Source organism: Nostoc sp. DedSLP04 (assembly GCF_034530775.1).
Lineage (GTDB): Bacteria > Cyanobacteriota > Cyanobacteriia > Cyanobacteriales > Nostocaceae > Nostoc.
Window position 1 is genome coordinate 1 of the sequence record NZ_JAVRCL010000019.1, and the last position, 23,465, is coordinate 23,465.

Sequence of the window (23,465 nt, forward strand, 5' to 3'; positions counted from 1 at the left end):
CTGCTCCCCTGCTCCCCTGCTCCCCTGCTCCCCTGCCCCCTGCTCCCCTGCTCCCCTGCCCTGCTCCCCTGCTCCCCTGCTCCCCTGCTCCCCTGCTCCCCTGCCCCCTGCCCCCTGCCCCCTGCCCCCTGCCCCCTGCCCCCTGCCCCTGATTACACAACACTCTGTAGCTTATAAGCTGCATCATTGAGTTGCTGAGTGCTAACGCGAGTCTGACTGATGCCGATCGCTGTCTCTCTAGCAGAGTTATTGAGTGCATTCATTGCTTGTAAAATTTGCTGAACCGCAATGGATTGCTGGCTAGCGTTTAGCGAGATTTGCTGAATATTCAACACCATCCGGTTGACGGCATCGGTGACACTGATAAAGACTTCCACTGTCTGCTTAGTTATTGCCGCCCCCTGTTGAGCAGTTTTTGTACTTTCATCTGTCATCACAACGGTTGAGTTAATGGCGGATTGAATATCATTCACCAGCACATTAATTTTTTCAGCCGATCGCTTACTCCGATCTGCCAGTTTGCGAATTTCGGCGGCGACGATTGCAAAGCCCTTCCCCTGTTCCCCTGCCCGGACTGCTTCTACTGCCGCATTTAGCGCTAGCATATTGGTTTGATTTGCTAAGTCGCTCACCAACCCGGAAATATTGCCAATTTGCTTGGTTTGTTCGTTCAGGCGCAGCATTTGGTCTGCTACCGCACTGACTCTGTGGCTCAAGGCTGCCATTCCTTCCAGGGTGCGGTTCAGTGATTGATTGCCTTGATCTGCCAAATTTAAGACCTGTTGAGCGCTGGTTGAGGCAGTGGATGCTTGCTGGGCAGACTGTTGAGCAGAGGCGCTGAGTTCGTCCATTGTAGTGGTAGTTTCGCTGACCGAGGCTGCCTGTTGGTTGGCAGTGCGCTCTTGTTGCTCGATTGTGGCGGCAATTTCAGCCGTTGAGGTAGCGATCGCACTGGCTGATTCATTTATCCGTCGAGCAGTGCGGCTAATTACCCAGATGCCAGTCAAAACCGACAACAGCAAGGAAAGTCCAGTCGCAGACAGAATTGTGAGCTTGAGCGTATCGAGCGCTGCTTGTTGTTCCTTGGCAGCCAAAATTACATTCTGGTCTTCTCGGCGCTGAACTTCATCGATCGCACTTGTCAGGCGATCGACCATACTGCGAGCATTTTCGTGACTCCAGGTTTCAACAGCTTCCTGAACCTTACCTTGATTCACTTTGCCAATCAAATCATCCTCGACAAGCATTAAATTATTCAGCAGTCCCTCTAGCCTGGTTAATGACTGTTGCTCTTGCTCTGTTCTGGCAAGCGACATTAGCTTTGACAAAAGCTCGTTGAAGCTTCTTTGAGATTTTTGGTATTCGTCAAAAGATGTCTGATTTTTTTCTAACAAATAGCCCCGAACTGACTTAGAACCGCTCTGCACATTCGTGGCAAGGGCATTAATCGCTGAATTAACGTTATAGGAAGAAACTAAATCTTGCGATCGCTGACTCACCAGGTTGATATTAATAAATATCAGCCCCGCAGAAATTATCAACGCCAGAATGGGAACTCCATAGCTGCCCATAATCCAGTATCTCAGTTTCCAATTTCGCTTACTTTGCATCTTGTTATCTGTTGTGAATGAATGAGTTCAAGGATTTCCCAATATTTCTATCATTTGTAATCTTTGCGATCGGACTTTTGAATCAACGGAAGATTGCACAACATTCTGTATATCGACTGCGTTATCTCTGCGAGTTTGCTGCGAATCTCATTGATAATCTGTAGAACAAAACCTAACCCTAGATTTATAAGCGTTAGAGGTTGTTTGAAAAGTGTTTTGCTGTGATTTTAAGCACGTTTAGATCCCCCCTAACCCCCCTTAAAAAGGCTACGGTGTACACACAAGTCGAATTACCCCCCTTAGTCCCCCCTTGTAAAGGGGGGAAACAAGAAAAATCCGGTTCCCTCCCCTTTACAAGGGGAGGGTTAGGGTGGGGTAATTCGAGAACTGGTAGTAATTCGATAACTTGTGTGTACACGGTAGCCTTTTTAAGGGGGGAACTGGAATCAAAGTCCCCCAATTTATCGGGGGATTTAGGGGGATCTATAACTTTTCGATACCAACAAGAGGACTTTTCAAACATCCTCTTAGACTTCTTCATTGACAACTAACACCTCAGAGGTGAGCAATTTAGATAAATTGATGATGCTCATCATCCGATCGCGATAAGGTGCGACACCCTGGAGATAGTCGTCTTTGGCAGAATGCAGGGCAATTGGAGCCGCGATCATTTGGGAGGGATGAATATACGTCACATCAAAAATGTCATCTACGGCAATGCCCGCCACTCGTTGCTCCAGACGCACGACAACGGCTTGCTGATGCGAACGCACCTCATTTATGGGCAGATCGACTACATTATTGATGTTAATTAAGGTGACAATTTCGCCCCGCAAGTTGATGTTGCCAACAATGTGCGGCGGACAGCAGGGAATCGGGGTAATCTTGTGAATATCGGTAAACTCATGCACCGTTTCCAAGCCAAACCCAAAGTACTCACCCGCCAACCCCACAACCGCTAGAGGTAAAAGCGACGCCGAATCTTCGTCATCAACCGAACACCGCAGAGTTTCAGTTCGCTCTTGCAAAATCTGTCGCTCTTGCGAATCAAAATGAGCGTATAAGCCCTGATTTAGGGCTGAATCAGAGGAATGTTTTAGTGCATCATTGACTGAGCCGTTGTTAAAATCAGAATTTAGATTGAAAACAGTCTCTATAAAGGCGTGTTCCACCAACAGTTCGGGATTGAGCAATGTAACGATGCCCTCCTCAACATTGGCAATGCCAGCCACCAATCTATCCGGCAAACTCTCTTTCGCTCGATCGCAAACATTGGCAGCGATCCGATCGGGTGCGATCGCTTGTACGCTATCCACTTGATTGACGATGATTCCGATTCGTTGAGTTTGCCACTCCACGACAATCATGCTGTCAGTCAATTGAAAAGGGGGACGCGCTTGTTCTAAATGGCGATATAAATCCATCACGGGGAGAAACTTCCCTCGCAGGTTAATCACGCCTAAAATTGTGCTGGAAGTTTTGGCGATCGCAGTCACTTCTGGCAGAAAGAAGAGTTCTTGCACGGCTGTAGCCGGAATGCCATAGCGTGAGTTATTGAGTTTAAACATTAAATAAGATTCATGGTTCATAACTAGTTGAATTTAAGTGCTTAAGAACGTGTGCTTTTAGTTCAGCAGTGGTTTGCTGGTTATGGGAATTGATCGCTTGTTGGGGTAGATTTTGCAAAATTTCTAGAAGCGATCGCCAGGTTTTTTGAGCCTGTTTTTCATTTCCCTCTCGTTCGTATATAGAACCCAATTCCAGGTGAGCAGTAACAGAATTAGGAGCGAGATAAATAATACGTTTTAAAAATAATTTGGCACTGTCGCAATCTCCTTGCTCTTCGGCAATTTGAGCCAACAAATGATAGGGTTCGATCGCCAATGGGCTGATCTGGAGTGCCTGCTGACACGCCTGATTCGCCTGGGAGTAATCGCCAAAATTTGCGTAAGCTTCTGCCATCAAACAATATGCCTGAAAGTCTTGGGGGGCAAGAGCAATCACTTGTTGGGCTATTTGAATGACATCGGCATAAGCTTCTTGAATTAGCGATTCCTTGGCTGCATCTAAAAGATTTTGAGTATTTGCGCTCACGTCGAAGCCTGTCTCCAAGCTTGGGAGAGAGGGATGGTTCGGATAAGCAGGGAAGGCAGGGGGTGCAGGGGAGGCAGGGGAGGGAAGAGAGTTATTAATATTAAGCAATTTCTCTTCCTCTGCTTCTGTTCTCCCCCTGCTCGCCTCAACAGATAACTTTGTTAACCAAACCGTGAGAGAGGGGGAAGAAATTTCGGTTTCTCTGCTCTCAATGGCAGCAGGTGTTATGGTATTCAAGACTTTGCTCTGCTCGTCGAGTGAGGTATGTCTTTGATAAACCGCAGATTGGGGAAAATTTTTGATTTGAAACGGTTCAGTTTTTTGTCCGTATAATTCCGTGTGGCCTGTGAGCAGAAAACCTCCTGGTGTCAGAGAGCAGTAAAACTTGCTTATAATTTGTGCGATCGCGTCGAAGTCAAAATAAATAAACACATTGCGGCAAATAATCAAATCGAAATCGTGAATGCTAGACGCGTAAGCAAGAAAGTTATCCTGCATCAGGTTTCCAGGTTGAAATGTAACCATTGCTTGAATAGCAGGATCGATTTTCCAACCTTTTTTGTGGGAGCGAAAGTAGCGATTTTTGATTTCTTCAGTGGTTGTCCGAAAAGACCAATCGCTGTAAATTCCTTGTTGAGCCAGGGCGATCGCGGGTTGATTAATATCTGTGCCTAAAATCAGAATGTCCCATGTCTGATTGTCAGGGATTAGTTCTTTCACTAGAATGGCAAGTGAGTAAGCTTCTTCACCAGTCGAACACCCGGCACTCCAAAGCCGTAATGTCGGCCGAGAAAATTCTCCATTAGCAGCGTTGTACTGAGTTAAACTAAGCTCCCGTTTGCGCTCGATTAACTCTGGGAGCAGCTGATTTTTGAGCAGCGACATCTGCCCCTGATCCCGAAAAAAATAAGTTTCAGTGACAGTGAGTAAAGAGATTAGTTCTTGCCACTCTTTCGCACCAGGAACTAATTGATTTGCTACCAAGAACTGATAGTAATCATTGAGTGAGCATAATCCTAGCGCCCGGATGCGAGTTAAAAGATTTTTCTTTAATCTATCTTGATACTGTGGTTTGATGTGAATGCCGAATGTATCAGCAATCAGATCGACCATCTGTAACAAAATAAAGTCATCACTGTGTTGAGAATTGGATTCAAATAAAATGGGGCGATCGCCGAGCGTTTGATTCATCACTATATAATTTTCGAGCCAATACGCTTAGGTTTCCCATTTCAATCTCTTGATTTGGATTTAGTAAGTCGGCGCGAAAAAACCAAACTATGTAAAGATAAGTAAATACGGAGAATGCATCTACAGACTTTCACTGCCTTGAGCAAGTTGTCGTGACTGACCTCACTCCCGGGAGCAACGCGATTTTGTGAGGTCAGGCAAAAAACAAGCGATCGCTAAAATACATATTTCAGCCTAAAGTTATTTTATTAACATTAGCAGTACTGATAAAACATGACAATTAACCCTGATGAGATACTTCAAAGGGTTTATGGGCGCGTAGTTTGAGGATTACTTCAAAAAATATCTATAACAAAATATTAATACGCTGTATTAATTAAATCTATAATTAATTTTAATCTAGAAGTTAGTATAAAATTTATTAAGCAGTATTGGGTTTTATGAACGAATTAAAAAGGGAAAGTCGGAGAAGCTCTGAAAGTAACTGCTGGATCGTCAAGTCGAGCCAGCCATGTGGAAGGGTTTCTCCTTTCTCCTGAGCGTTAGCCATGCAGGAGCGTCACTGCGCAGGAGTGGCGATTGCACTGTCTCCCGTGCTTACACATATGTAGGATATTTTTTATCGGACTACTGAAAGTATAGAGCCTCAATTCATACTTAATATTATACGACGCCCGCTAATAATTATTATTTATTAAATTTTTAACTGTCTTAACTTTCCGCTTAAGTGTCTTAACTGTCTTAACTTTCCGCTTAACTGTCTTAACTGTCCACTTAGGTGTCTTAACTGTCCACTTAGGTGTCTTAATTGTCCACTTAGGTGTCTTAATTGTCCATTGCATTTCCTTTATAAAACTGATATTTTGAAGTATAAGTAATTAAATAATTAAACCAATATTTATTAAAATTTAAAGATGAACAATGAGACTGAAATAATAGATAATTTTGATCGTGATTTGTCATCGTTTAACATTCAAACAGAGGCGATCGCCATCGTTGGTATGGCGTGTAGGTTTCCAGGAGCAAACAATTATAACGAGTTTTGGAAAAATCTAGAACAAGGAACGGATAGTATAACAGAGATACCTCAAGAGCGTTGGAATCTTGAGAATTTTTATTCTTCAAATATTGAAATTCCTAATACAAGTAATAGCAAATGGGGAGGATTTATCGAAGATATAGATAAATTTGACGCAAATTTTTTTCAGACATCAGCTCGTGAAGCTAATCGAATAGACCCCCAACAAAGGTTGATGCTAGAACTGAGTTGGTCATGCATTGAAGATGCTGGCTATTCACCATTAGAATTATCAGGAAATAATGTTGGTGTTTTTATTGGCGTTTGTAATTTCGATTATAAAGAATTACAAGATAAGGGCGAAGTCATTGAAGGATATAATTCTACAGGTACATATACTTGTATTATCCCTAATCGAATTTCCTATTTTTTCAACTTTCATGGCCCTAGTATTCCTGTAGACACTGCTTGTTCTAGCTCACTTGTGGCAATTCATCAAGCTGTAAATGCGCTTAATCAAAATGAATGTGAAATGGCATTAGTTGGTGGTGTCAGTGTATTGTGTACACCAACTAGCTATATATCTTTCAGCAAATTGGGGATGTTATCACCTGAAGGCAAATGCAAAGCCTTTGATGCCAAAGCAGATGGTTATGTGCGAGGTGAAGGCGCAGGTGTCATTTTATTAAAACCTTTAAAAAAAGCAGTTGAAGATAAAAATTATATTTATGGAATAGTTAAAGGAAGCGCCATAAATCATGGTGGTCATGCCCGAACTTTAACTTCTCCTAATGCTTATTCCCAATCAAAAGTTGTGAGAGCCGCATATATAAAAGCAAATATTCAACCTGATACTGTATCTTATATAGAAGCTCATGGAACAGGTACGCCATTAGGCGACCCAATTGAAATTAATGGTTTAAAACGGGCATATACACAACTGTATCAGCACTATGCTATTGAACCCACTACAGAAAACTATTGTGGATTAGGTTCGGTAAAAACAAATATTGGACATTTAGAATCAGCAGCAGGTATTGCTGGAGTCATAAAAATCTTATTGGCAATGAAATATAAAAAATTGCCAGGAATAAATAATTTTCAGGAATTAAACCCCCGAATTAAGTTAGATGGTAGTCCATTTTATATAGTTAAAGAAACAGAAGACTGGCAACATTTAAAGACAAAAAAAGGAAAAATTATTCCTAGACGAGCAGGTGTAAGTTCCTTTGGTTTTGGGGGTGTTAATGCCCATGTAATCCTAGAAGAGTCACCAGTGTCAGAAGAAACGCTGGCTACGAAAATTGAGCGTCCAAGCCACTTGATGACACTTTCGGCAAAAACCGATCGCGCTTTAAAAGAACTGGCAAAAGAATATCAAATTTATTTAAGAAGCTCCGATTTAAAGATACCGCTAACAGATATTTGTTACACTGCCAACACTGGGCGATCGCATTTTAACCACCGTCTTGCTATTGTGGCGGACTCTAGAGAGCAGTTAATCGATCGACTCACTGCTTTTGCATCTGGGAAAGACACCGCAGGCTTAATTAGTCGTCAACTAAGCAAACAGCCAGCAAAAATAGCTTTCTTGTTTACTGGCCAAGGCTCCCAGTATATCAACATGGGTCGCCAACTCTACGATCACCAACCCATATTCCGCCAAACTATAGAGCAGTGCGATGAAATTCTCCGTCCTTATCTGGAGCATTCTCTGTTAGAGGTACTGTATCCTAGCCAAGAAGCTTTTGAGCATTTACTGGATCGAACCGCCTATACCCAACCAGCGTTGTTTGCTATTGAATATGCTCTGTATCAACTATGGAAATCTTGGGGCATTGAGCCAAATGTAGTACTAGGTCATAGCGTAGGTGAATATGTTGCTGCTTGTGTGGCTGGCGTTTTTAGCTTAGAAGATGGACTCAAACTCATTGCCTATCGCGGACAGTTGATGCAGCAGTTGCCTTCTGGTGGCGAGATGGTTTCACTGATGGCTTGTGAGGAGAGAGTACGGAAAGTTATAGCACCATTTAACGACACAGTGGCGTTGGCGTTCGCGCAGCGTCTCGTAGAGAAGCCCGCCGTAGGCATCGCTGCTATCAACGGCCCCAAAAGTGTAGTTATATCTGGAGCCAGTGAAGACATTGCTGCTATTTGTCAGCAACTTTCAATACAGGGGGTAAAAACCAAGCGCTTACAAGTATCCCACGCTTTCCATTCTCCGTTGATGACACCCATGTTGAAGGAGTTTGAGCAAGTAGCTAGTCAAATAACCTACAAGCAACCCCAGATACCATTAGTCTCTAATGTCACCGGAAAACTTGCTGACGAGAATATCGCCAATGCTCAATACTGGGTGACTCACATCCGGCAAACAGTGCGGTTTGCCGATAGTATGCAGACATTACATCAGCTTGGGTATGAAGTCTTTTTGGAGGTTGGGCCTAAACCCATTTTGTTGGGTATGGGGCGTGAGTGCTTGCCTGAAGGCGTGGGTTCATGGTTGCCTTCTCTGCGTCCGGGAGTACCAGAATGGCAACAACTGCTTTCTAGTTTGGGTGAGTTATACGTAGGCGGAATGGCAATAGATTGGTCAGGGTTTGACCGTGACTATTCCCGCAAGAAAGTTACATTACCCACTTATCCATTTCAAAGGCAGCGCTATTGGATTGAGAATACTCCGCGTCGCCATCAACAGCAACGAAACTCGACAAAGCTGCACCCATTATTAGACAAAAAACTCCAGTTACCCTTAAGCAAAGAAATCGTGTTTGAGTCTGAATTCAGTACTCAAACCCTACCGTTTTTATTAGATCATCAAGTTTATAACCAAATTGTTGTACCTGGAGCCTGTCATCTCTCCTTGCTATTGGGTGCAGCAGATTTGACTTTCGCCAGTGAGTCCTGTCTGTTAGAAAATATAGTTTTCCCCCAGGCATTGGTCGTCCCTGAAGGCGAAGTCCGCACAGTACAACTGGTACTTTCTCCAGAGGCGAGTGACGCATCTTTCAAACTCATCAGCTTTGATACAGTCTCCAACGCAAGTAATCAAGTAAGTGAGTGGTTAGTCCATGCCACAGGAAAAATCACGAAAGGCGTTAATACTACACCAGAAACCGTCTTACTCCAAGAGATACAGACACGCTGTACTCAACAAATCACTGCTGGGGAAATTTACCAAAGTTGGCAAAAGCGACAGATTCAATATGGTGTCAGCTTCCAGTGGCTTGATTCGGTCTGGTGGAAAGAAGGAGAAGCTTTAGGCAAGCTCAAATGGATTTCAGTAGTAGACGGTTTAGAAAAGTATCAATTATATCCAGGGCTTTTGGACTCTTGCTTGCAACTAATCAACACTTTCTTTCCTAGCGAAGACACTTTTGTACCCTCTGCAATTGAGAGTTTCCGGTTTTACCAACGTCCTCAAAATCAGCAGTTATGGTGTCATGCAATGCAACGGCAGTTAGATAACTCTAATAGCAACAAGCTATTAGCAGATATTAAACTTTTTGACGCTAACGGACAGTTGATTGCAGACATCAAAGGTTTTGAGGCTAAAAAAGCAACTCCTAACACTTTATTACAAAGTCTCCAGCGAGACTTTAAAGAAAATTCTTTAGAGAATTGGCTATATAAAGTAGAGTGGCAACCTCAAGTGCGCTTTAGCAATGAGCAGCTGTCTCCAGATTATCTGCCAGCAATTGCAGAAATTAGTCGTAAACTTCAGCCACAACATTCTCAATTGATGGCTGAACCACAGCTAGAATTTTATGAAGCAGCAGTCAGAGAGCTAGAAGCACTCAGTATTGGCTATGTGCTGCAAGCCTTGATAGCAATGGGGTGGAAACCGCAGCTAGGGCAATGCTTCACTACAGATGCGATCGCTAACCAATTAGGTATAATCAGCCAACACCAAAGGCTATTCAAGCGACTGTTAGAGATGTTAGCCGAAGTAGGGGTGTTAGAGGCAAAAGCTTTTGAGTGGCAAGTTATTCGCCAGCCAGAAGTTAGCGATCCGCAAGCTAAATTAAATACCCTATTAACTCAATATCCAATAGCAAATGCTGAATTCATCCTACTAGGACGTTGCGGCGCATCATTAGCCCAAGTTCTACGGGGCGAATGTGACCCATTGCAATTGCTTTTTCCCGAAAACGACTCAACTACAGCCCAGTTATATGAGAATTCGCCATTGACAAAGGTGACGAATATCTTAGCCCAACAAACCCTAGTCTCAATTGTCGAGCATTTACCAACTGGACGCGGATTAAGAATATTAGAAATTGGTGCTGGAACTGGTGGAACAACTGCTTACCTACTACCACATTTACCCGGAGAACAAACTCAATATCATTTCAGTGATATTGGTATCTCTTTTACCCAAAAAGCCCAAGAGAAATTTCAGGATTTTCCATTTGTAAAATATCAAGTATTAGACATTGAAAAAGACCCCTTAAGCCAAGGATTTGAAAAGCATCAATATGATGTAATTGTGGCTGCCAATGTCTTACACGCTACCCAAGATTTGCAACAAACCCTCAAGCACACCAAGCAATTATTAGCACCACAGGGCATATTAATTTTATTGGAAACAACTCAACGTCAGCGTTGGGTAGACTTAATCTTTGGCTTAACTCCAGGATGGTGGCGATTTAACGATTTGCAATTGCGTCCAGACTATCCCTTGATTAGTGCTGCTCAATGGCAAAAAATATTGCAAGAAACTGGGTTTACAAGCACAGTTAATCTATCACCATCTCAACAGTCTTCAGCAATGGTGATGCTGGCACAAGTAGTACCGCCAAATGAGCCAGTACAAATTGAGCCAAAACATTGGCTGTTATTCGCAGATCGGTTAGGTATAGCGCAACAGTTAGCACAAAAGCTAGATACTCACTCACAAGTTTGTACATTGGTGTTCGCTGGCGAGGAATATGAACAATTAGCGCCACAACAGTTCAAAATTAACCCAAGCGATCCACAACATTATCAAAAGTTATTGCAGGCAATTAATAGCACCTTGCCTTTGTATGGTGTCGTTCATTGCTGGAGTTTAGATACAGTTAAAGCCGCAGAACTCACCACAGCCGATTTAACTACGGCATCTTTGCTAGGGTGTGGAAGCACTCTGCATTTAGTCCAGGCATTAACAGGGGTTAATTTCTTGACTCATCCTCGTCTCTGGTTAGTAACTCAAGAAGCAGTGGCAATTACCAACCTAGAAGGAGTAGCTCAATCAAGCTTGTGGGGAATGGCAAGGGTAATTGCTACAGAACATCCAGAACTCAACTGTGTGCAAGTAGATTTGTCTCCAAAAGTAGATGCTGAAGTGATGCAAGCCTTATTTGAAGAAATGTGGTTTCCCATAAAAGAAGACCACGTTGCCTTCAGAGATCGCCTACGTTATGTCGCCAGATTAGTTCGTTACCAGCAGTCTAAAGACGATATAGAAACAGCAGCACACAAGCCGCTAAGGTTCCGTGAGGATAGTACCTACCTGATAACTGGCGGTATGGGTGGTTTGGGTTTATTGGTAGCTCATTGGATGGTACAGCAGGGAGCAAGACATTTGGTGCTAGTTGGGCGTAGTCCTGCAAGTCTTGCTGTTAATGAACAACTTCAAGAATTAGAACAAGCTGGCGCTCAAGTAAAAGTTGTTCAGGCAGATGTGTCTGATATCGAACAAATCGCAAAATTACTAAGAGAAATTGAGCAAACTTTACCACCACTGCGAGGAATTATTCATTCTGTTGGTATTTTGGATGATGGCGTCATACAACAACAGAACTGGCAACGCTTTGCAAAAGTTTTGGCTCCAAAGGTACAAGGAGCTTGGCATCTGCATACTTTAACTCAGAAGCAGGATTTAGACTTCTTTGTGATGTTTTCTTCTATAGCTTCTTTAATTGGTAATCCAGGTCAATCCAATCATGCAGCAGCCAATGCTTTTCTTGATGCTTTAGCGTATCATCGCCAGGCTCAGGGACTACCAGGTTTGAGCATTAACTGGGGAGCTTGGTCGCAAATAGGAGCCTTTGCACAGCGTCAACTAGATGAGCAAACAAAAACGCGGGGTATTGGAACATTTACCCCAGAACAGGGATTAGCTGCTCTCGATAAATTACTGTATCAATCCTCTACCCAAGTTGCAGTTATACCCATTAATTGGGTGCAGTTTTTGGAAAAATCAGCTTCAGTTTCGCCGTTGTTTGCTAACTTTCTCGAAACTTCAGTAAAAACTGTGGTTGTGCAACATGATTTGGTTGAACAATTAAAGACAACAAATATTACCAAAGGTCGAAAAATTTTGCACGATCATATTTGTTCAGCAGTAGCCAAAGTCCTCGGTTGGCAATCAGAACCAATAGATTTACACAAAAAGTTTTTCGAGCTAGGTATGGATTCGCTAACTTCTTTAGACTTGAAAAATCATTTGCAAAAGACTTTAAAATGTTCTTTGCCAATAAATTTAGTTTTTGAGTATCCTAATGTAGAGTTGCTAACTAATTATTTAATACAAGAACTAGGTTTAGATTCTGATAACGAATCTGCTAAAGGAATTCAGCATAATAATGAGCTACCTCAAATAGGAAATATCAAAAATAGCAAGAAAATTAGGATAGAGTTATGAATTTATTAGAATTTTTACAAGAGCTTTCTTTTAAAGGACTTGAGTTGAGCCATGATGGAGAAAAATTACTAATAGATGGTTCTGAAAGTTTGTTGACTCCTGATGTAATTGCTCAACTCCAACAACATAAAACTGAAATTTTAGATTTACTGCGCGATCGCCCAGATATTTTAAATATTTATCCTCTGTCCTACGGTCAACAAGCACTGTGGTTTTTGTGGCAACTAGCACCTGAAAGTTCTGCCTATAACGTATCCTTTGCGTGCCGTATATGTTCTCCTGTAAATGTTAGGACTTTACAAAAAAGTTTCCAAGTTATTTTTGACCGCCATCCGCAGTTGCGTAGTAAATTTTTTAAGCAAGGTAATAATGTTGTTCAGCAGATTCATCAAACTCAGTTCACAGACTTTCAACAGATAAATTCCTGTGACTGGAGAGAACAGGATTTGGAGGAAGGAGTTCTTCAAGAACACCAACAACCCTTCAACATCGAAAACGACTCAATGATGCGAGTACGTTTGTTCACTCGCTCACAGCAAGAACATATATTGTTAATGACCGTACATCATATTGCTGTTGATGCTTGGTCTATTCTATTAATAATAGAAGAGTTGATAACGGTCTATGTTGCATTAGAGTCAGGTGTTCAGCCAACTCTTATTCCTTTGGATCACTCTTATATAGATTACGTTCGTTGGCAAAGAGAATTATTAACCAGTGTTCAAGGAGAAAAACTTTGGAACTATTGGCAGCAAAAACTGGCAGGAAAATTACCTGTACTTAACTTGCCAATAGATAGACCAAGACCACCCATACAAACCTACAACGGCGCTTCTTATAATTTCAAAATACCTCAAAAACTCACAGAAGAACTCAAAAGGTTAGCTCAAACAGAAGGCATATCTCAATACATAGTTCTACTAGCTGCATTTCAGGTTCTCTTGTATCGTTATACGGGACAAGAGGATATTCTCGTCGGCGCTCCCACTTCAGGTAGAACTCAACCTGAATTTATGCCGCTAGTTGGCTATTTTGTCGATCCTGTGGTCATAAGGGCGAGTTTGTCAGGAAATCCCAGTTTTCAAGAGTTTCTGATTCAAGTTGGAAGAACAGTATCAGAAGCTATAGCGCATCAAGATTTTCCTTTTGCTCTACTGGTAGAGCGATTGCAGCCACAGCGCGATCTGAGCCGCTCTCCTATTTTTCAGGCTGTATTTAACTTCCTTCTCCAGAACTTGCGGCAGTTTGAGCATACGCAACAACTTTGGTTAGGAGGTGAAGTAGATAAAGAAGTAGTAAAACTCAAACCTTTTGAAGTACCCCAGATGGATGGTCAGTTCGATCTAAATCTGACGATTGCAGAAGGAAATTCTTCTTTAGCTGGAATTTTCAAGTACAACACTGACCTTTTTGATGCCAGTACTATCGAGCGGATGGCGGGGCATTTTGTGACATTGCTTGAAGGGATTGTAGCAAATCCACAGCAAAATATTTCGCAATTACCCTTGTTGACACAACCTGAGCAGCAACAGTTACTCGCCGAATGGAACAACACACAGGTGGAGTATCACCAGAATAAATGTATCCATCAGTTGTTTGAAGAACAGGTAGTGTGTACCCCTGATGCAGTAGCAGTTGTATTTGAAAATCAACAACTCACCTATCACCAGTTGAACTGTCGCGCTAACCAGTTGGCACATTACTTGCGCTCATTAGGTGTAAAATCAGATACCTTGGTTGGTTTGTGTGTGGAGCGAACGCTCTACACCATTGTGGGAATACTAGGTATTCTTAAGACAGGTGGTGCATACCTACCACTTGACCCAGAGTATCCAACTGAGCGTTTAAGCTTTATGTTAGAAGACGCTCAAGTTAAGGTGATATTAACTCAACAGCAATTAGTAGACTCTATTCCTCAACATCAGGCGCATCTTGTTTGCTTAGACAGCGACTGGGAAAAAGTTGCTCAAGAGTGCGAATCAAATCTGGATAACACCGCAACAGGCGAGAACCTAGCATACATCATCTACACTTCAGGTTCCACAGGCAAACCCAAGGGCGTTTTAGTCAATCACTCAAATGTAGTGCGTCTGTTTGCAGCCACAGATTCTTGGTATCACTTTAGTCAAGATGATGTGTGGACAATGTTCCACTCTTATGCATTCGACTTTTCCGTGTGGGAAATTTGGGGCGCATTGCTGTATGGTGGGCGACTGGTAGTAGTTCCGTATTTAGTGACGCGATCGCCTGAATCGTTTTATCAGTTATTGTGTACTGAAAAAGTTACAGTTCTCAATCAAACGCCTTCGGCCTTCCGCCAATTAATTCAAGCTGAACAGTCAGGAATAACTGCTGGGGAATTGAATCTACGCTTAGTGATTTTCGGTGGTGAAGCTTTAGAAATCAAGAGCTTACAGCCTTGGTTTGACAGACACGGCGACACTTTACCGCAATTAGTGAATATGTACGGGATTACGGAGACAACTGTACACGTCACTTATCGCCCACTGAGCAAAGCTGATTTAAATCACAGTGCTAGTGTTATTGGTCGTCCGATACCCGATCTTCAGGTGTATATATTAGATGAATATTTTCAGCCAGTGCCAATTGGTGTCAGGGGTGAAATGTATGTGGGTGGCGCTGGAGTGACGCGTGGTTATCTCAATCGTCCAGAATTGACGAAACAAAGGTTTATTTCTAACGTATTTAATCAGTCAAAATTATATAAAACCGGGGACTTAGCACGGTATTTGCCTAATGGCGATTTAGAGTATTTAGGACGCATTGATAATCAAGTCAAGATTCGCGGTTTCCGCATTGAGTTGGGAGAAATTGAGACATTACTGGCTTCTCACCCTGCCATTTGGGAAAGTGTGGTGTTGGTGCAAGAGGATGAACCGGGCGACAAACGTTTAGTTGCTTATGTAGTGCCGCAGGTGGAACAATCTCCCACAGTCCCAGAACTGCGTCAGTTTTTAAAGGCAAAGCTCCCAGAGTACATGGTACCCAGTGCTTTTGTGCTCTTAGAATCCTTACCCCTGACCTCTAACGGTAAAGTAGATCGTCGCGCCCTGCCAAAACCAGAATTAGACAGCACACTGCTAGAAAAATTTGTCGCCCCGCGCACTCCAATGGAAGAAATGCTGGCACAGATTTGGGCAGAAGTCCTAAAAGTAGAGCAGGTAGGGATACATGATAACTTCTTTGAACTAGGGGGACACTCGCTACTAGCAACTCAACTGCTTTTACGCATTCGTACCAGCTTTAAAGTAGAACTGGCATTACGTGAGTTATTTGCAAGAGCGACAGTAGCTGAATTAGCCCAATCAATTGGGCAGTTACAGCAACAAATACTTCGACTTACCTCGGCTCCGCTCGGCACAAGTCGCTCAGTACAAGACTTAGAACTAACTTCGCCGCCTATTTTACCAAGGACAAAGGATGCAGAATTACCACTGTCTTATGCTCAACAGCGTCTGTGGTTTTTAGACCAGTTCGAGCCAAACAGCCCCTTCTATAATATTCCTATAGCTTTGCGCCTAGTGGGAAATCTCAATCGAGCTGGTCTAGAACAAAGCTTACAAGAGATTATTCATCGCCACGAAGCCTTACGCACCAACTTCATTACAGTTAACGAACAACCAACTCAAATTATTCAAACAGAAACGAATTGGAAAGTTTCAGTTGTTGAGTGTCAGCATTTATCTGCAACAGAACAAGCAATAGCCACACAAAAGTTAGTTCAACAAAACACTATTGAACCGTTTGACTTGAGCCAGGGAGCATTAATTAGGGCAACATTAGTAGTGCTGTCCGAGACAGAACACATATTGTTAATGTGTATGCACCATGTTGTCTCTGATGGCTGGTCAATGAGTATATTCGTCTCTGAGTTAGCAGCGCTGTACAATGCTTATGCTCAAGGTCGTCCCTCTCCATTAGTACCACTGACTTTACAGTATGCAGATTTCGCAATTTGGCAGAGACAGTGGCTGCAAGGGAATGTACTGCAACGCCAACTAAATTACTGGCAACAGCAACTAGCTTCAGCACCAGCTTTATTGTCCCTACCAACAGACCGACCAAGACCTGCGGTGCAGACTTTCGCTGGCGCAACTCAAGAATTTACACTCTCAGTAGAGTTAAGTCATAGGCTGACAAAACTGAGCCAAGAGCAAGGTTGTACTCTGTTTATGACACTGTTGGCAGCTTATGATATCTTACTTTACCGCTACACAAGGCAAGAAGATATTTTGGTGGGATCTCCCATTGCGAACCGCGATCGCTCTGAAATTGAAGGGTTAATTGGCTTTTTTGTCAACCCTTTAGTGATGCGTACTAATCTGGCAGGCAATCCGAGCTTTAGCGAATTACTTGGTCGTGTCCGCGAAATGGCAATGGATGCCTACGCTCATCAGGATTTGCCATTTGAAATGCTAGTTGAAGCATTGCAGCCAGAACGGAATCTTAGCCATACACCATTGTTCCAAGTGATGTTTACACTTGAGAATGCGGTCATGTCTGGAGTAGATATGGCTGGGCTAACAGTCAGTCCATTGCCCATAAAAGGCACAACAGCAAGGGTTGATTTAACTTTAATCATCCAGAACACTGCCACTGGACTGGTAGGGTTGTGGGAGTACAACACTGATTTGTTTGATGCCAGCACCATTGAGCGAATAACGGGTCATTTTGTGACGTTGCTTGCAGGAATTGTGGCAAATCCAGAGGAGCGAATTTCACAATTACCATTGTTGACACAACCTGAACAACGGCAGTTACTCGTTGAGTGGAATGATACACAGGTTGATTATCCAATAGATAAGTGTGTCCATCAATTATTTGAGGAGCAGGTAGAACGTACTCCAGATGCCATAGCAGTGGTGTTTGACCATCAACAACTCACTTACCACCAGTTGAATTGTCGTGCAAACCAGTTAGCGCACTACCTTAAATCATTGGGTGTAGGAGCAGATGTACTAGTGGGGTTGTCTGTAGAACGCTCTTTAGAGATGGTGGTAGGACTGCTTGGGATTCTCAAGGCAGGTGGTGCTTATGTGCCGCTTGACCCAGTATATCCCCAAGAACGTTTGAGCTTTATGTTAGAAGACGCTCAACTTTCAGTACTGTTAACCCAACAGCAATTAGTAGAATCTCTGCTCAAACATCAGGCGCGTATCGTCTGCTTAGACTCCGATTGGGAAAAAATTGCTCAAAATAAAGAGTCAAATTTGGGTAACACTGTAACACCCGATAACCTAGCATACGTCATTTACACTTCCGGTTCCACAGGTAAGCCCAAGGGCGTTTTAGTCAACCACTCAAATGTAGTTCGCTTATTTGCCGCGACAAATTCTTGGTATCACTTCAATCAAGATGATGTCTGGACAATGTTCCACTCTTATGCTTTCGATTTCTCTGTGTGGGAAATTTGGGGCGCACTGCTGTATGGTGGACGACTGGTAGTTGTGCCTTACTTGGTAACGCGATCGCCTGAATCTTTCTATCAGTTATTGTGTGAAGAAAAAGTCACAGTTCTAAACCAAACGCCTTCCGCTTTTTACCAGTTAATTCAAGCAGAACAGTCAGGAATAACTGCTGGAAAATTGAACTTACGCTTGGTAATTTTTGGTGGTGAAGCCTTAGAAATCAGGAGTTTACAGCCTTGGTTTGAACGTCACGGGGACACAAGACCTCAATTAGTGAATATGTACGGGATTACAGAAACCACCGTACACGTCACCTATCGTCCCTTGAGCAAAGCCGATTTAAATGGCACAGCCAGTGTGATTGGTCGTCCGATACCTGACCTTGAGGTGTATGTACTAAATGAATACAAACAGCCATTACCGATTGGCGTTCCTGGTGAAATGTACGTTGGTGGGAAAGGGGTGACACGCGGTTATTTGAATCGTCCTGAACTGACACGACAACGGTTTATCTCTCATCCTTTTAGCAACAATCCTCAAGCGCGACTATACAAAACAGGGGACTTAACGCGGTATTTGCCCAATGGCGAGTTAGAGTATTTAGGACGTATCGACAATCAAGTTAAGATTCGGGGCTTCCGCATTGAGTTGGGAGAAATTGAGGCAGCCTTAACACAACATCTGGCTGTAGGCGAAACTGTGGTAATCCTCCAAGAGGACGATCCTGACAATAAACGTCTGGTAGCATATATTGTCCCCGACCAAAACTATGCTTTTCCAATTTTACAAATACTTCGTTTTAAAAATAAAGGTCTGCTTAGTGACGGGTTACTCTATGAATTGCCGAATGGCATGATGATTGCCCACCTCAATAAAAACGAGACAGAATTCGTCTACAAAGAAGTTTGGGAAGAACAGGCTTATTTAAAACATGACATCACTATCAATGAAGGCGATTGTATCTTTGATGTGGGTGCCAATATCGGTATGTTCGCACTCTTCGCGGGTCAAATATGTAAAGATGTTTCTATTTACGCATTTGAGCCAATTCCGCCTGTTTTTGACGTGCTACGCATAAATTCCCAGAGCTATGGCTTAAATGTCAAACTGTTTAATCTTGGTCTTTCCAGCGAGACAAAAACTGACACGTTTACATATTATCCCCAGGTTTCTGTGATTTCCGGGTGCTTTGCTGATGCTACTCAAGAGCGAGAGACGATCAAATCCTTTTTGCTTAAACAACAAAGTATTGTATTAAACGATCCAGAAATCTCCGATCGGGCAATTGATGAACTGTTAGCAGAACGATTGCAGAGTCAGCAATTCATTTGTCAGTTAAGAACAATTTCTGATGTGATTGCTGAACATGGCGTTGAAAGGATCGATTTGCTGAAAATCGACGTGGAGAAAAGTGAGCAGGATGTGCTTTCTGGCATCCAGCAAGAAGATTGGCAAAAGATCCAGCAGATAGTTGTAGAAGTTCATAACACCAATGGTAGGTTGGAGGAGATTGTAGCTCTGCTAAAAGAACGTGAGTTCGACCTAACTATTGAGCAGGATGCTTTACTAGAAGATACTGGACTCTACAATATCTATGCCAGACGATCATCTCTAAAGCAGTACCAACCAGAGGAGCAGAGAAGCAAGTTAGTCTGCAATCTTATGCAACCGACCTGGAGCAATTCGAGTTTATTAGTCAGTGAGGTTCGCCGCTTTCTACAAAAGAAGCTACCTACTTACATGGTGCCAAGTGCTTTTGTGCTGCTGGAATCCTTACCCTTGACTGTCAACGGCAAAGTAGACCGCCGTGTTTTACCAAAACCAGACTTCAACAGCACACTGCTAGAAAAATATGTAGCTCCACGCACGCCAATTGAAGAAATACTGACACAAATGTGGGCGCAAGTGCTGAAAGTAGAAAAAGTCGGCATACATGACAACTTCTTTGAACTTGGGGGACACTCACTACTAGTAACGCAACTGCTTTCACGCATTCGCAACATTTTTAAAGTAGAATTACCATTGCGTAGCTTATTTGCTGCACCAACAGTTGCAGAGTTGTCCCAAAACATTCAACCGTTGCAGCAACAAATACTTCGACTTCGCTCAGTACAAGACTTAGAACTAACAGCATCACCCATCTTACCAAGAGCAAGTAACGCAGAATTACCTCTGTCTTATGCCCAAACAAGGCTATGGTTTTTAGACCAGTTAGAGCCGAATAGTGCTTTATACAACATACCCTTAGCTTTGCGTCTAACGGGAAATCTCAATCGGGCTGCTTTGGAACAAAGTTTGCAAGAAATTATTCATCGCCACGAAGCTTTACGCACCAACTTCGTCATTGTTGATGGGCAACCAACTCAAGTTATTAGGGAACAGGGAATAGTATCAGTTGTTGATTTAACGCATTTACCTACAATCGAGCAAGAAAGTTCTTTACAGCAATTAGTGCAACAACAAGCTATTCAATCTTTTAACCTAGCAACTGAACCATTAGTTAGGGCGAAGTTACTTGTGCTGTCGCAGACAGAACACGCCTTATTAGTGTGTATGCACCACATAGTCTCTGATGGCTGGTCAATGGATGTGTTTGTTCAAGAACTAGCGATGCTGTACGATGCTTATTCTCAAGGTAAGCCGTCATCCTTAACACCATTGCCGATTCAGTATGCAGATTTCGCCTTATGGCAGAAAGATTGGTTGCAAGGAGATGTACTGCAAAGCCAACTAAGTTACTGGCAACAACAACTCAAAGATGCACCAGCTTTATTATCACTGCCTACAGACCGACCAAGACCTGCTGTGCAGACATTCAATGGCGCAAATCTACAGTTTACACTATCAGTTGAGTTGACTAATAGACTAACAAAACTGAGCCAGGAGCAAGGAACTACCTTGTTCATGACGCTCTTGGCAGCTTATGATATCCTACTTTACCGCTACACAGGGCAAGAAGATATTTTGGTGGGGTCTCCTATTGCGAACCGCGATCGCTCTGAAATAGAAGGGTTAATTGGCTTTTTTGTCAATACCTTAGTGATGCGTACCAATTTGGCAGGTAATCCGAGCTTTAGCGAATTACTCACTCGTGTTCGGGAAATGGCTTTAGGAGCTTATACTCATCAAGACTTGCCATTTGAAATGCTAGTGGAAATATTACGACCAGAGAGGGATCTCAGTCATGCACCACTGTTCCAAGTGGCGTTTTCCCTCCAGAATGCACCGATGCAGCAAGTAGATTTTGCTGAGTTAACTGTCAATCCATTAATAGTAGAAGGAATAACTGCTAAGTTTGATGTGTCTTTATTAATAGAAAACACCACTACTGGACTGGTTGGGTGGTGGCAATATAACACTGACTTGTTTGATGAGCGCACCATTAAGCGAATGACTGGTCATTTTGTGACCTTGCTCGAAAGTATTGTTGCTAATCCACAGCAACAAATTTCCCAATTACCTTTGCTTACACAAGTTGAACAGCATCAGTTATTAGTTGAATGGAACTCCACTCAGGCGGACTATCCTCAAGATAAGTGTATCCATCAGTTGTTTGAGGAGCAAGTTCAGCGTACCCCCGATGCTGTGGCTGTGGTGTTTGGCAGTGAACAACTGACTTATAAGCAGTTGAATTGTCGTGCTAATCAATTGGCTCATTACCTGCGTTCATTGGGTGTGAAGCCAGATGTGTTGGTGGGTATTTGTGTAGAGCGTTCTTTAGAGATGCTGATAGGACTGTTGGGGATTCTCAAGGCAGGCGGAGCATACCTACCACTTGACCCAGATTATCCGACTGAGCGTTTGCGTTTCATGTTGGAAGATGCTCAAGTTTCGGTGCTGCTGACTCAACAGCGACTTATTGATAGACTCCCTGAGCATCGAGCAAACCTTGTCTGTTTGGATGAGGTATGGAAAAAAATTGAGCAAAACAATCAAGATAACCCAACCAGTGGAGTTAAAGCCTTTCATTTAGCTAATGTTATTTATACTTCTGGCTCAACAGGTAAACCTAAAGGTGTGATGGTTGAGCATAAAGGACTATGCAACTTAACTCAAGCTCAGATTCAGACTTTTAGCGTAGACTGTCATAGCCGCATTCTCCAGTTTGCTTCCTTCAGTTTTGATGCTTCTATCTGGGAAGTAGTGATGGCTTTGGGATCGGGTGCAACGCTGTATCTGGGAACAAAAGATTCTCTATTGCCAGGTAAGCCATTAATTGAGCAATTACGCAATTATGGCATTACCCACATTACCCTACCACCATCGGCGTTAGCAGTGATGCCTAGTGAAGAACTGCCGACACTGCAAACAATCATCGTAGCTGGAGAAGCTTGTTCTGCGGAATTAATTAAGCAATGGTCTGTAGGTAGAAACTTCTTCAACGCCTACGGCCCGACAGAAGCTAGTGTCTGCGCCACGATTTGCAAAGCTACGCCGAAGGCGAACGCAAAATGCACTGATGACGATGAGAAAATATCTATAGGTAAAGCGATCGCTAACACACAGATTCATATTTTAGACGAGTATTTGCAACCCGTACCTGTGGGTGTACCAGGGGAACTACACATTGGTGGTGTGGGGTTAGCAAGAGGCTACCTCAACCGTCCCGAACTAACCCAGGAAAAATTCATTACTAACCCCTTTGGTACTGGTCGTCTCTATAAAACTGGGGATTTGGCGCGTTATCTACCAGATGGTAATATCGAATACATAGGGCGCATTGACAATCAGGTAAAAATTCGGGGCTTCCGCATCGAGATAGGAGAAATTGAAGCAGCACTGAGCCAACATAGTGATGTGCAGATATGTTGTATCATTGCTCGTGAAGAAACTCCAGGTAATACTTGTACTGAGCGAGGTCGAAGTAAGCGTTTAGTCGCTTACGTAGTGCCGCAAAAAGACATAACTTGTACTGAGCGACTTGTGCCGAGCATCTCGACTTTGCTCGATGGAGCCGGAGCCGAGGTAAGTCGAAGTACACTCACAACGAGCGAACTGCGGCAATTCCTTTCTAATAAACTGCCTGGGTATATGATTCCAAATGTTTTTGTGATGCTGGAGTCTTTACCTCTGACACCCAACGGCAAAGTAGACCGTCGTGCTTTGCCTGCTCCAGATTTACAACAGGAACTATCAGATTATGTAATGCCAAATACAGAAGTAGAAAGCATCATTGCTGGCATTTGGCAAAAAGCATTAGCAGTAGAAAAGGTAGGAATCTACAATAATTTCTTTGAGCTAGGAGGTCATTCGTTACTACTGGTAAAAATTAATCACGAATTACAAGAAGAATTGGGGCTGGAACTGTCAATAGTTGATATGTTTAATTACCCAACCATACATAGTTTGAGCCAATACTTAAATACTAAGTCTTATCAAGAAGAACCCACAAAACAAAATAATTATCGGACTCAATCTCATAACGAAGTTAAGTCTTTAAGAAAACAACAATTGGAATCCAGGCAACAATATCGTTCTCAGAGGAAAAGGTAAAA

6 protein-coding genes are annotated in these 23,465 nt (G+C 42.9%); 2 read left to right on the forward strand and 4 right to left on the reverse strand.

Translation table 11 applies throughout. The features are described from left to right. The 4 genes from RMX89_RS13205 to RMX89_RS13220 form a co-directional block, all read right to left on the reverse strand. Positions 1 to 187: hypothetical protein (locus tag RMX89_RS13205; RefSeq protein ID WP_322689294.1), on the reverse strand; the 187-nt coding region annotated here is incomplete at its 3' end. Continuing rightward, positions 153 to 1,610 (reverse strand): methyl-accepting chemotaxis protein, encoded by a 1,458-nt coding sequence (locus RMX89_RS13210; protein WP_322689244.1) that lies wholly within the window; start codon positions 1,608 to 1,610, stop codon positions 153 to 155. The genes RMX89_RS13210 and RMX89_RS13205, both read right to left, overlap by 35 nt. Positions 1,611 to 2,137: 527 nt before the next feature. Then, positions 2,138 to 3,199 carry a chemotaxis protein CheW gene (locus RMX89_RS13215; protein WP_322689245.1) on the reverse strand — a complete coding sequence of 354 codons (1,062 nt, stop codon included), beginning with the start codon at positions 3,197 to 3,199 and terminating at the stop codon, positions 2,138 to 2,140. Then, positions 3,189 to 4,895 (reverse strand): CheR family methyltransferase, encoded by a 1,707-nt coding sequence (locus RMX89_RS13220; RefSeq protein ID WP_322689246.1) that lies wholly within the window; start codon positions 4,893 to 4,895, stop codon positions 3,189 to 3,191. Before RMX89_RS13220 ends, RMX89_RS13215 begins: the two co-directional genes overlap by 11 nt. 914 nt (positions 4,896 to 5,809) lie before the next feature. Here RMX89_RS13220 and RMX89_RS13225 point away from each other — a divergent pair. Continuing rightward, positions 5,810 to 12,541, forward strand: coding sequence for a type I polyketide synthase (locus RMX89_RS13225; RefSeq protein ID WP_322689247.1), 6,732 nt, complete (start codon positions 5,810 to 5,812; stop codon positions 12,539 to 12,541). After that, positions 12,538 to 23,463 (forward strand): non-ribosomal peptide synthetase, encoded by a 10,926-nt coding sequence (locus RMX89_RS13230; protein ID WP_322689248.1) that lies wholly within the window; start codon positions 12,538 to 12,540, stop codon positions 23,461 to 23,463. The genes RMX89_RS13225 and RMX89_RS13230 overlap by 4 nt, the downstream gene beginning before the upstream one ends. Positions 23,464 to 23,465: the final 2 nt, after the last annotated feature.

Coding starts and splice junctions, on each gene's coding strand:
- RMX89_RS13210 (WP_322689244.1), bottom strand. CDS start 1,610: ATGCAAAGTAAGCGAAATTGGAAACTGAGATACTGGATTATGGGCAGC.
- RMX89_RS13215 (WP_322689245.1), bottom strand. CDS start 3,199: ATGAACCATGAATCTTATTTAATGTTTAAACTCAATAACTCACGCTAT.
- RMX89_RS13220 (WP_322689246.1), bottom strand. CDS start 4,895: ATGAATCAAACGCTCGGCGATCGCCCCATTTTATTTGAATCCAATTCT.
- RMX89_RS13225 (WP_322689247.1), top strand. CDS start 5,810: ATGAACAATGAGACTGAAATAATAGATAATTTTGATCGTGATTTGTCA.
- RMX89_RS13230 (WP_322689248.1), top strand. CDS start 12,538: ATGAATTTATTAGAATTTTTACAAGAGCTTTCTTTTAAAGGACTTGAG.